At 44.2% G+C, this 12,060-nt stretch carries 11 protein-coding genes; 7 read left to right on the top strand and 4 right to left on the bottom strand.

The genetic code is table 11. From position 1 onward, the window contains the following. Positions 1-216: 216 nt before the first annotated feature. From F6K38_RS10720 to sppA, 4 genes are all read left to right on the top strand, one after another. A complete protein-coding gene (locus F6K38_RS10720; protein WP_287247988.1) occupies positions 217-1,527 on the top strand; it encodes a peptidoglycan-binding domain-containing protein in 1,311 nt (436 codons plus the stop codon). 102 nt (positions 1,528-1,629) lie between these two features. After that, positions 1,630-2,175 carry a bifunctional pyr operon transcriptional regulator/uracil phosphoribosyltransferase PyrR gene (gene pyrR / locus F6K38_RS10715; protein ID WP_008184410.1) on the top strand — a complete coding sequence of 182 codons (546 nt, stop codon included), beginning with the start codon at positions 1,630-1,632 and terminating at the stop codon, positions 2,173-2,175. A 35-nt stretch (positions 2,176-2,210) separates the two neighbouring features. Then, positions 2,211-3,239, top strand: coding sequence for a type 2 isopentenyl-diphosphate Delta-isomerase (gene fni / locus F6K38_RS10710; RefSeq protein ID WP_287247985.1), 1,029 nt, complete (start codon positions 2,211-2,213; stop codon positions 3,237-3,239). 244 nt (positions 3,240-3,483) lie between these two features. Continuing rightward, complete coding sequence (gene sppA / locus F6K38_RS10705) at positions 3,484-5,301, top strand: signal peptide peptidase SppA (RefSeq protein WP_287247983.1); 1,818 nt, start codon at positions 3,484-3,486, stop codon at positions 5,299-5,301. Positions 5,302-5,520: 219 nt separating this feature from the next. Here the strand turns inward: sppA and F6K38_RS10700 are convergent, their stop codons facing one another. Together F6K38_RS10700 and F6K38_RS10695 are read right to left on the bottom strand one after the other, a co-directional pair. Next, the gene (locus F6K38_RS10700) at positions 5,521-6,417 is read right to left on the bottom strand and encodes an ATP-grasp domain-containing protein (RefSeq protein ID WP_008184413.1); all 897 of its coding nucleotides are present in this window, start codon (positions 6,415-6,417) and stop codon (positions 5,521-5,523) included. Then, complete coding sequence (locus tag F6K38_RS10695) at positions 6,417-7,313, bottom strand: hypothetical protein (RefSeq protein ID WP_008184414.1); 897 nt, start codon at positions 7,311-7,313, stop codon at positions 6,417-6,419. The genes F6K38_RS10700 and F6K38_RS10695 overlap by 1 nt, the downstream gene beginning before the upstream one ends. Before the next feature lie 251 nt (positions 7,314-7,564). On the opposite strand from F6K38_RS10695, the gene F6K38_RS10690 reads away from it, so the two are divergent. Continuing rightward, positions 7,565-7,840, top strand: coding sequence for a hypothetical protein (locus F6K38_RS10690; protein ID WP_287252230.1), 276 nt, complete (start codon positions 7,565-7,567; stop codon positions 7,838-7,840). Here the strand turns inward: F6K38_RS10690 and F6K38_RS10685 are convergent. Next, a complete protein-coding gene (locus F6K38_RS10685) occupies positions 7,746-8,414 on the bottom strand; it encodes a GDYXXLXY domain-containing protein (protein WP_008184416.1) in 669 nt (222 codons plus the stop codon). The genes F6K38_RS10690 and F6K38_RS10685 overlap by 95 nt on opposite strands. Before the next feature lie 24 nt (positions 8,415-8,438). Then, on the bottom strand, positions 8,439-9,800 hold the full coding sequence (locus F6K38_RS10680; protein ID WP_008184419.1) for a DUF2157 domain-containing protein: 1,362 nt from the start codon (positions 9,798-9,800) through the stop codon (positions 8,439-8,441). 384 nt (positions 9,801-10,184) lie between these two features. Here F6K38_RS10680 and F6K38_RS10675 point away from each other — a divergent pair, with 384 nt between their 5' ends. Together F6K38_RS10675 and rpiA are read left to right on the top strand one after the other, a co-directional pair. Then, positions 10,185-10,667, top strand: coding sequence for an RNA recognition motif domain-containing protein (locus F6K38_RS10675; protein ID WP_287263187.1), 483 nt, complete (start codon positions 10,185-10,187; stop codon positions 10,665-10,667). A gap of 383 nt (positions 10,668-11,050) precedes the next feature. Then, positions 11,051-11,761, top strand: coding sequence for a ribose-5-phosphate isomerase RpiA (gene rpiA / locus F6K38_RS10670; RefSeq protein ID WP_287263188.1), 711 nt, complete (start codon positions 11,051-11,053; stop codon positions 11,759-11,761). Positions 11,762-12,060 lie beyond the last annotated feature (299 nt).

The raw sequence follows: 12,060 nt of genomic DNA, 5'->3' as shown, positions 1-12,060 counted from the left end.
GTTGGGATCAAAGATATTACCTGGGAATTGGTGAAGGAGTGATCATCTCAAGGGGTGATCGGGTAAAGGGATGATCGGATCAGCAGTTATGACCGATGAAGGCAACTGGGGATGACTTGGGCAAGAGTGATGTCTATTAAGATGGTAGTGTTATGAACACAATACAAATATTGCTAGATAACTGGCTATCATAAAAAAAAATTTGGTAGGAAAGTGATGGAAAGCTTAGTCTGCGTTAATCTTGCCGAGTCCTATGAAGACGCGGATAATTTTCAGTGGCAAGATGATAATGGTTTAATTCGATGGTTGGATGGGCTAAACAGTCCCACTATTCCTAGTTCAGCTTGGATCAAGATTAGTGCGATCGCAATTGCCCTAACCATCCTCAGTACCGCTGCTCATGCCAGTGCTAAAGTACTTCAAAAAGGCAGCCGTGGAGCACAGGTGACTTCTCTTCAGAAAGAGTTGGCAGCGGCTGGCTTTTATAAAGGTCGGATTACTGGCAACTATGACATATTAACCCAGTCTTATGTTGCTATCTTTCAGCAAAAGAAGGGACTACCAATAGATGGTGTGGCTGGACCAAAAACCCTAGCAGCCTTATATAAAACTGCTGGTACTGATATTCGTCTCCCAAGCAACACACAGCTGAAACGCGGTAGTAGAGGAACGGTAGTCAGCGATCTACAAAAGAAGTTGACAACCTTGGGATTTTTTAATGGTCCGATCACTGGCTATTACGGGCGCATGACCCAAGCAGCGGTAATTAAATTTCAGCGAGCCAAGGGATTACCTGTGGATGGCGTTGCTGGACCAAACACATTGTTCGTAATTAATGGTGGTTCTATCAAGAACGCCACTGAGTTACGGCGAGGTAACAAGGGAACTGCTGTGACCAAACTGCAACAGCGGATGAGGGAGTTGAAAGTCTACAACGGTCCAGTAACTGGATTCTACGGTCGTTTGACTGAGGCAGGGGTCAGAAACTTCCAGCGTAAGAGGGGACTACCAGTCACTGGTATTGCTGACTCTCGTACTTTGTCAGACTTAGCCAAAAATCCTAATGATAAGGATAATCTTACCAACGTGACTGAGTTGCGACCAGGCAGCAATGGCCAATCAGTGACAAAACTGCAAAATCGCCTTGCACAGTTGGGATTCTACAAAGGGCCAGTCACAGGATACTATGGTAAACTAACTGAGACTGCAGTCAAAGAGTATCAGCTTTCTCGGGAACTGCCAGCAAATGGCATTGCTGACTCTCGTACCTTATCAGCACTACGGGGCAATTCTTCTGGAATTGCCGTTGCTGCTAGCATCATTACTCCATTAAAACGAGGTAGTAGTGGCACAAGAGTGAATAGCCTTCAGAATCGCTTGATTTACCTAGGCTACTATAAAGGATTAAAAGATGGCGTATTTGGACCAGCCACAGAGGCAGCCCTGAAGCGATATCAACGGGACAAAGGCTTATTTCCCAATGGAATCGCTGATGCTAAAACCTTTTCATCTCTTTCTCCACGGTGATAGGTTTACATCTGGTATAATCTCAAAACCTTGAAAGCCCCGTCCCCCCCTAACTATAGGAGTGTGGGCGGGGTATCCTGCTGAAATTTTTAATAAATCAGGATGCCTACTCAAACCATTGAAATCCTATCAGCTGAAGAACTGCGCCGTACAGTAAATCGTTTGGCATCTCAAGTGATCGAACAAGTGAGTGATTTGTCCAAACTAGCACTGGTCGGTATATATACCAGAGGTGTTCCTTTAGCTCAGTTGCTAGGACGTCAGATTGAAACCCTAGAGCAGGTCAGTGTGCCAGTGGGAGCGTTGGATATCACCTTTTATCGGGATGATCTCGATCGAATTGGCATTCGCACCCCAGCAAAAACAGATATTCCCTTCGATCTTGATCGTAAGATAGTGGTGTTGGTGGATGATGTCATTTATAGAGGACGTACCATTCGTGCTGCTCTAAATGCGGTGCTTGAGTATGGTAGACCCCAAACGATTAAATTATTAGTGCTAGTAGACCGAGGACATCGGGAACTGCCGATTAGTCCAGATTTTACCGGCAAGCTACTCCCCACATCCGCCGAAGAACAGGTAAAGGTTTATCTAAACGATAATGATGGTCGGGATGGAGTGGAATTAATTAAAGTAATTAGCGCCTGAATCATGATCAGATTGCTCTTATTTTCCAAATTATTATGACCCAAACCCAACAGCGAAAGGCTGACCACATCAGGATTTGTCTCGATGAAGATGTTCAATTTCGTGCCAATACCAATGGACTTGAAAGGTACCGCTTCACTCACTGTTGCTTACCAGAACTAAACCGCAGTGAGATTGACATATCTACCACATTTCTCGGGAAATCCTTGGGAGCACCATTGTTGATTTCCTCTATGACTGGTGGTACTGAACAGGCAAAAACGATTAATTTTCGTCTGGCTGAGGTTGCCCAACATTACAAACTAGCCATGGGGGTTGGTTCTCAGCGAGTAGCTGTGGAAAAACCCGAGGTTGGTCATACCTTTGCGGTGCGCTCCCAAGCTCCAGATATTATCCTATTTGCCAACATCGGTGCGGTTCAGCTGAACTACAGTTATGGACTAGAAGAATGCCAAAAGGTGGTTGACCTGTTAACAGCAGATGGGCTGATTTTGCACATCAATCCCTTGCAGGAGTGCATTCAAGCTAACGGGGATACTAATTTCAAGGGTTTACTTGACAAAATTAATGGTTTATGCAGTAAGTTAACGGTACCAGTGATTGCTAAAGAAGTGGGTAATGGCATCTCAGCCGGTATGGCCCAAAGGTTGCTGGAGGCTGGTGTTACCGCTATTGATGTCGCTGGTGCGGGGGGCACCTCTTGGGCAAAGGTAGAAAGTGAGCGAGGATTAACCGCTCATCAGCGTCGGTTAGGACAGACCTTTGGTGACTGGGGTTTACCAACCGCTGAGTGCATTACCAGTATTCGAGCCATTGCCCCCGACATTCCCCTAATTGCATCTGGGGGATTGCGCAATGGTTTGGATGTCACAAAAGCGATCGCATTAGGAGCCGATATTGCTGGTCTAGCATTACCATTCCTGCAAGCAGCAGCTGAGTCAGTAGATGCCGTTGATGCCTTAGTGCAACTGTTGATGGCAGAAATCACTACCGCTCTATTCTGCACCGGTAATGCTACTTTGTCTGATCTCAAGGAATCCGACACTTTGAAAAAGTTAGGATAGTAATAATAGGGAATAGGGAATAGGGAATCGGGAATCGGGAGTAGGGAATAGGGAATAGGGAATAGGGAATAGGGAATCGGGAATCGGGAATCGGGAATCGGGAATCGCCCTTAATCCTTAATCCTTTATGCTTAATCCTTAATCCTTAATCCTTAATCCTTAATCCTTTATGCTTAATCCTTAATCCTTAATCCTTTATGCTTAATCCTTAATCCTTAATCCTTAATCCTTAATCCTTTACCAAATGCGTCAATTTCTCCAACAAACTTTTGCCAGCCTAGTAGGAAGTATTGCCGGTTTAATTCTATTTTTTAGTTTAGCTACTAGTGGATTCCTGTTTCTACTGATTGCAGTAGCATCCAAAGATACAGGGCCACAGGTTCAAGATAAATCAGTGCTGGTGTTTGATTTATCGGTCAATATCAGCGATACCAATCCTACCTCAAGCACCAGTGAAGTGATTGAAGAGGTGTTATCGGGTCAACAAACCAATATCATCCCTTTGCGCAAGGTCCTCGATACTCTAGATAAGGCAACTAAGGATAAGCGCATTGTTGCCCTCTACCTAGATGGATCCGCATCTAAAACTGTTGGCAACACTGGCTTGGCAAATCTCAAGGAGGTAAGGGAGGCTCTGGAGCGTTTCCGAGCTGCTGGGAAAAAAATTATTGCCTATGACGTGGATTTGGGAGAACGAGAATACTATCTTAGCTCGGTTGCGGATACGATAATTCTTAACCCGATGGGCGTTGTAGAAATCAATGGCTTGAACTCTCCCCAACTTTTTTTGACCGGAGCTCTCCAAAAGTATGGTATAGGTGTTCAGGTGGTTCGAGTTGGCAAGTATAAGTCCGCAGTTGAACCGTTCTTGCTCAAACAGCTGAGTCCTGAAAGTCGGGAACAGACTCGAGAATTGTTAGATGATCTTTGGGATGAATTTTTGACAACAGTGGGGAAAAGTCGTGAGATTACTCCCAAGACCTTGCAAGCGATCGCTAATACTAAAGGGATGTTGATCGCATCAGAGGCCAAAACTCAAGGTTTGGTGGATCAAGTTGGATACTTCGATGAGGTGATTGCTACTCTCAAGGAGCTTACTGGAGAAAAGAAAAAGGATAAATCGTTCCGGAAAATTAAGCTGGCTACTTACGCTAGAGCGAAAAGTCCTTACTCTAAAAATCGCAAGTCTAAGCATAAAATTGCCATAATTTATGCCGAGGGTAGCATTGTTGACGGTCAGGGAAACTTTGAGCAAGTGGGGGGTGAACGCTTTGCTAAACAGCTGCGCGAGCTACGGCTGGATAAAGATATTAAAGCAGTAGTGCTAAGGGTTAATAGTCCTGGTGGCAGTGCTACAGCCTCTGAGATTATTCAACGGGAAGTGCGGCTTATCCGTGAGGAAAAGCCAGTGATTGTGTCGATGGGCAATGTGGCAGCTTCTGGTGGCTACTGGATTTCTACCTATAGCGACCGAATTTTTGCTGAGCCAAATACTATCACTGGTTCTATTGGTGTCTTTGGTGTACTTTTTAATATCCAAGAATTAGCTAACAACAATGGTCTGACCTGGGATATTGTACAAACAGGTTCTTTAGCCGATATTCAAAGTACTGTCCGTCCCAAAACAGACCAAGAGTTGGCAATCTACCAAACCATGGTTAATCAGATTTATGACCAGTTCATTGACAAGGTAGCAGAGTCACGTAAATTGCCTAAGGGCAAGGTTAAAGACATTGCTCAGGGACGGGTTTGGTCAGGTATAGACGCCAAGCAGATCGGTTTAGTTGATGAGATTGGGGGTATTAATGATGCTATTAAGCATGCAGCTAAGCAAGCTAAGTTAAAGGATGATTGGAAAGTAGAAGAGTATCCAAAAATTCCTAGTTTCGAGGAAATGATTCTGAAGACCCTGAGTAATGATGTTAGGCTCACAAGCCGACAATTACCTGAGCCACTAACTACAGAATTGCTGAAGCTAAAAGAGGATTTGGCAATTTTAACAACCTTGAATGACCCGAAGGGGATTTATTCTATTTTACCGTTTAACTGGCGGGTAGATTAAGGGTTGAACGCGATGGACGAAGTCCCGCTTTCAGCGAACGCGTGGCCTTTAGGCCAAGGTTGTCTGTCAGAATGCAGAATGTAGAATTAAGAATGTAGAATTCCAAATTCTACATTCTGCATTCTACATTCTTAATTCAAAACTATTGGAAATTGAGCTTCTTTAAAGTTTTTTAAGATTCAGCTAGAAATCGAAAGCAAAACTTCGCTGACCTAATCGTCAAGAAACTACTAAAGTCTCAATCATTGCTTCACATAGCGCTCCATTCAAAACTTGATCGAACCTAACAAACATTGGAGAACTATTGAGTTCCAAAAATACAAGTTGTTTGGTGTGTGGATCGGTTTTGAAGTCAGCCGCCCCAAAATCCATCTGTAAAGCGACCATTAATTTGCGTAGCAACTCTACTTCTTGGGGAACTGTTTCGAGTGGAATCACCTCAGCATCTGGTTTAACCCGATAATCTAGATGCTGACTACGGATTTCAAAAGCAAAGGCATGATTCCCTACCACATAGATCCGTACTTCTGGCGCTACTAAACGATTTTGGACAATGGCTGGCATCGCAGCACAACCATTACGAAACTGGATAGAGGAGTACAATTGCTCTAGGGAATAACAAAAATCACCCCCAGCAACGGGTTTAGCAATCGCACTCCCCGCAGAATATTTTCCCAATTCCTCAGCTTCGTTAGTGATCCAAGTATCAGGGGTTTGCAAACCTAACTGTTGCGCTAGGATCAGCATTGCTGGCTTATTGCCAACTGCAGGAACATGGTGACGATTGAACAACCGGATATGGTTTTGGGATAGCAACCAACCATAGAAGGTTTGATACCAACCCGATGCCCGTTGTGATGCCCCAGACTTCGGAGCGTTAATATTACCAAAAACGTCATACCGAATAAAAGCTCCGGTTACAGACAGAACTGGAGCCTCAACTCTGGGATGCCTTTGGGTAAGATGCCATGAAAATTTCGGACTTTCTTCTTGCCCATGGCGTAAATCGCAAATCGGGACTTGTTGACCTTGAGCAACTTCAATCAACCGAGTCAGATTTGGATCTAACTCCCCACCTGCAACAAGCAAACATCCACCATCTGCTGATTTAATCATTAGTACCAACCAAATGGACTACTCTCTTCACCCAGTGCTAGAGTTGTTGGTCCTTCCTCTCCTATTGCCTGTGTAGTCGGTTGAGCTTCCTCTCCTACTGCCTTTGTAGTCGGTTGAGCTTCCTCTCCTACTGCCTGTGTAGTCGGTTGAGCTTCCTCTCCTAATGCCTGTGTAGTCGGTTGAACTTCCTCTCCTACTGCTAGTGTCGTAACTTGAGGGTCTTCCTCTCCTACTGCCTGTGTAGTCGGTTGAGCTTGTGTAGTAAATCGAGGATCTTCCTCACCCAATGCTAGAGTTGTTGGTCCTTCCTCTCCTATTGCCTGTGTAGTAAATCGAGGGTCTTCCTCTCCGTATGCCCGTGTAGTTGGTTGAGGTTCTTCCTCTCCTAGTGCCTGTGTAGTTGGTTGAGCTTGTGTAGTAAATCGAGGATCTTCCTCTCCGTATGCCCGTGTAGTCGGTTGAGGTTCTTCCTCTCCTAGTGCCTGTGTAGTAACTTGAGGGTTTTCCTCTCCCAATGCTAGTGTCGTAGGTTCCTCTTCTCCTACTGCCAATGTCGTCGGTCGAGGGCTTGACTCGCCAGGCTTGAGGAACTCAGCAGCGTGAACCGTAATACCATTGATTCGGGCAGAAACAATTACCGCATCTGCACCATTGGTAGGTTTAAAGTCAACACAAGCCGTGATTGGCGTCAGTCTTGGAAGACTAATACCTGACGGTTTATCAGCATCAAAACTGAATTCTAGGACAGAATCATCTGGATTGGGGTCTGCTGAGTTGTCTAACCGGGGATTTGTCCAGCCAGAAGTGGCAGCAAGCCCATCTGCTTGAATACTGAGTACAAGGGGAGACTCACTTACCTTAATTACAGAAACTTGCGAAACACGGAAAACTTTCATCCTGCTACCTATTTTATCCAGATATATCTAAAAATTATTGATCATGAGTCATAAGTAACCTTATATCGTTTGATGCAAAGTACATTTGACTCAAGTATCCATAGGAATTTATATCCTTTTTGTTTCTAAATAAGATGAGGCGTTATAAAAATTTAAGCATTATACTCAAATCTTGCGATCGCTCTTTTCCACTACTTGTCTGGAGCCGTCCCCTCACAACCTGCATCCCATAACCTCGGCATAATCTAGCTTTGAAGCACTTGTGTCAGGCAGTCAGGGGTGAAGGTTGTTTGCCCAAAGCGATTCGGTGTAGGGTAGGGTTAAATGTGAATTACACTCTTTCCCCCGTTCCCGATTCCCTGTTCCCGATTCCCTGTTTCCGATTCCCGATTCCCGATTCCCGATTCCCGATTCCCGATTCCCGATTCCCTCTTAAAACCGATACTTGCGAATCTGCTGTTGAGAATCTTTACTTACTAGCGCCCAGATTCCGATTGGTAAAGCATTCCCTTGAGCATCCACCTTAATTTCCATCACAATTGGTGGTGGTGATATCGGTAGGTTAGAGTTCTCTTGCCTAGCACTATTTAATTCTTCATTAATTTGTTCCCGTTGGTCTTCTGGCATATAATAAGTTTCCAATCCGTATTCAATCGAGCCATATTTAGCAACACCTTTGAGGGGAATCTGATTAGCTGGTAGTCGGGAAGGGAATTTGGCACTTAAGGCTACTGGTTTCCAGGCTATTGGTAGTTCAGTGGAGTTGGATGAGTCTGGTGCTTCTAAAATTACGTAAAAACGGGTACCAGGCTTGATAAAGGTTACCTTGTTGCCATTAGGTTGTTGCTTAGGTAATTTTTGCCAGCCAGGAAGATTGCGTAAGTTGTCCTGATTAGAGATATCGTATCTTAGAGTTTGGGAATAGCCTCGCAAAAGTTCGTAAGGGTCTACTGGCGCTGTCTGGAGAATGACAGTAATGCCAGTTAGTGTAGTGTAAATTGCCTGGGTGGGAACAGTAATAATTAGTGCGGTTTGAAATAAAAGAGGTACCCAGAATCGCCAGCTTGGTATAGGACGGGAATACTCAGAATTAATGCTCATAAGTCATAATTTATAATTCATAAATCATAATTCAGACTTCAAATAGCGCTCAAACCATAGTCCAGCACCAATAATACCTAGCCCACAGAGGAATAAGACTATGGATTTGACTAATAAACCAGTATCGTACTCCAGCATCCGGGTCAAAATTTGCAGCGTCAGTAGCACCATGCCACCCCAGAATAAACCTCGTTTCCCCTCTGCTAGTCCGGCGCGGATTAAACCGATGACGATTAGGAATAAAAGCAGATTGAAGATGAATACGGCTAATATGGGTAGAATACCAATACTGAGATGCCAATAGGGAACTAGGGCGCTGATCACAATCATAGTAGCCACAACCTTAGTTGTTGAGTCCACTCGACGCAACAGTTTTATCCACGCCCAGATCGTTAAGCTACCTAAAATGACACTATCAATCACCGCAGGTTCCAAGAGTATTGAGGTGACGTCAACTAGGGGTTTGACTGATGGTGAACTATCCCATAACACGTGGAAAGACAAAAAATAAAATGATAGGCTGAGGAAAGTGATCCCAAGGGTGCGGGCTGTGCAATTAAATTCCTGGAGGTTGGGCTGAATTGTTCCCAGGAAATCCCCGTATGACCATAACAAGGCTGGTGGTAGGGCGCATGCGATCGCAGCAATCCAACCGGGATAAGGCCATAGCTCGAAGTTGATCAAGTTCCATTCCAGGCCAGCAACTACTGCGATCGCACTTAAGCGAAACATCCATCGTGAACGGCACCAGTAAGCCAGGGGAATAAACAGTAAACCCGCAAACACTGGCATATGTTGTATGATTAGCCTTAGCCAAGACAACTCTGTGATTGCTAGAAATTCTGGCTGGGAGATTCCTCGCACATACCCTAACCCAATCAAGACCATTGCCAGCATCCCTAATCGGGTCAAGCGTAGGCTATAAGCCATGGCTAAGACTCCTAATCCCCAAATCAGGTATAACTGATAGAGTGGTCCACTGTGGTGGAACATTTGGGACATCAGTGCTATATTGGCTCCTAAAGTCAGGGCTCCTAAAAGTAATAAACCCTGTCCCAAACGGCAATGCCTACCTTGGGTTGGGTCTCGCCATAGATAAAAGCCAGCAATGTTGATCCCGAAGAAGACACTCAGAAGCAAGGTCACTTTCAACCACCGAGACCAGGCTTGCCAGTTGGCTGCCACAAAGGTGATCATGCCCAAGCCTAAGAGAAGACTGCCTAGTACTAGCAAAATTACGACGAATCGATTACGGGCCGCTACTTCCAGGTCACTAAATTGATAGCGTTCCGCTAATTGAGCGTATAGGCCAGCATCAATCAACCCTTCTGTTTGCCATTGTTGTGCTTCAAGACGTAACTGGTGACGAAATTTATCGGAAGGCATCACAACCTATTTTTTAGAGCTTAAGACTTTCATCTGGGAATATACAATGTTATAATCACTAACCGACTGAATGTTTGATTATGTCCATGATATGGTGTAAACATTCTGTAATAATTAGATTAGAGTAAGTAAAAAACTGTTAACTAGAATCGGAGCTAATGGTAAACCAGAGGTCAACGTGTGGGTCGTAGTAGCTCCGAACATGTGGTATATAGGAGTTTTGATTTTACTGCATCCGTCTGTTCAGTTGAGGTTGGTAAGGTACGTCAGAAGATTGTCTAGACGTGGTAAGTGTTCGTCGCTCAAATTTCTCCTTATCCACCCTAGTGACTGGTGTCAACAATTTTTTCCTTTTTTTTTGTTATAGCCCGGAGGTATCTCTAAATGTCTATTCGTCTGTACATAGGTAACTTACCTAAAGAAGAAGTAAACCGTGATGAGCTGCAAGCTATTTTTGCTGAAGCCGGTGACAACTTTAGCACAAAAGTGATTAAAGATCGTAAAACTGGTAAATGTCGGGGCTTTGGCTTCGTCACAGTGTCAACGGATGAGGAGGCTGATCAATTCATTGAAAAGTTCAATGGTCTTATGTTCAAGGATACTGCCTTGAAAATTGAAAAAGCCCTGCCACGATCTAAGAATCAAGAGAAAGAACCATCTAAGGAGAAAGAAAAACCCAATCAGGCATCAACCTCATCTACCAGCAACAATCCTCCCCCTCGCCGTAACAACAACAAGAATAAGTCTAATAAGCGTAAGCATCAACAGACTACATCTGACCCCGGTGGAATTCAACCCGATCCCCGTTGGGCTAAGGAATTGGCAAAGCTGAAAGAACTGTTATCGGCTCAAACCACTAACTCTTAAGTTGGGATACATCTAACTGATTTCCATTACCAATTCTGGTAAGATTAGCCCTACGTCCTACCCGTCAGGGAGGCGTGGGCTTATTATAATTTCTCAATAAAAGATCTAATCACCAAGTGCCTGGGTTTGACCAGTCTGCTGATAGTACTGCTGATAATACTACTTCAATAGTTCGATATCTGACTCATTCTGGCAGACAGAGAGTCTTTTATTTTTTTTGGTTCATGATCAGTGCCAAATCCCGATAGGTTTATGGTCATTTAAAAGGGAGATCAGGTAATTTTGGATCGTCTGTTACCCAATCGATTTACAATTATCAGTTGTGAACTAAAACTTAAGTTTTAACCACTAACAACCACTAACCACTAACCACTAACGTTGTTATGAGTGCAGAAATTGACCCCATTAAGCTAATGAAACAGGAAGTTGGCAAAGCAGCTGCCAAGCGGGTGCAGTCGGGAATGATTGTGGGGCTAGGCACTGGTTCAACGACTGCCTATGCAATTCAGTTTTTAGGCGATCGCTTAAACTCTGGAGAAATTAAGGATATTGTAGGGATCCCCACCTCTTTCCAGGCAGAAGTCTTGGCGAAACAGTACGGCATTCCTTTGACTACCCTCGATGCAGTGGATCACATTGATGTAGCGATTGATGGTGCTGACGAAGTTGATCCCCAGAAAAATTTGATTAAGGGGGGTGGCGCTGCCCACACCCGTGAGAAAATTGTAGATTCCCTGGCCAAACAATTTATCGTAGTGGTGGATAGCACTAAAATAGTTGAAAACTTGGGGTCTACCTTCCTATTGCCTGTAGAAGTTATCCCGATGGCAATCACACCAGTTATGAATGCTATTCAAAAGCTAGGGGGTAAACCGGAACTGCGCATGGGGGTCAAAAAAGCTGGACCAGTGATTACGGATCAAGGGAATATGGTCGTTGATGTTAAATTTGACGCCATTGATAACCCAGCTGAGCTAGAAAAAACTATCAATAATATTCCTGGTGTTCTGGAAAATGGTTTATTTGTTGGGGTTACCGATCTGGTTCTAGTTGGAGAAGTTAAGGATGGTCAGACCGTGATCCGGGAAATTTAACAACTCCAGCACTAAAGCTTGAAGGTGCCGTGGGATTATTGCTTGATAGGAATACTCTTGATAGAAATACTCAGATATTTCTCCCAAGCCAAGGCAATTAACTGTATCTCCCACGGCTTGATTAATTTTATAGCTAGAGACTAGTTGATTAGACTTTGTCGAGCTTAGCCACCAGCAGCAAAAGTGAGCATGATCACTGCTGAAAGCAACATACCAGGACTTAGTAACAGAACTAACATCAAAAAATCATGGGATTCCATAATCGTAAACTCTCCTAACTGCTTCTTTACTACCCTAAC

Source organism: Moorena sp. SIO3B2, from assembly GCF_010692525.1.
Classification (GTDB): Bacteria; Cyanobacteriota; Cyanobacteriia; order Cyanobacteriales; family Coleofasciculaceae; genus Moorena; species Moorena producens.
The sequence above is the reverse complement of the archived record's forward strand: the minus strand, read 5'-3'. Positions and strand labels throughout refer to the sequence as shown.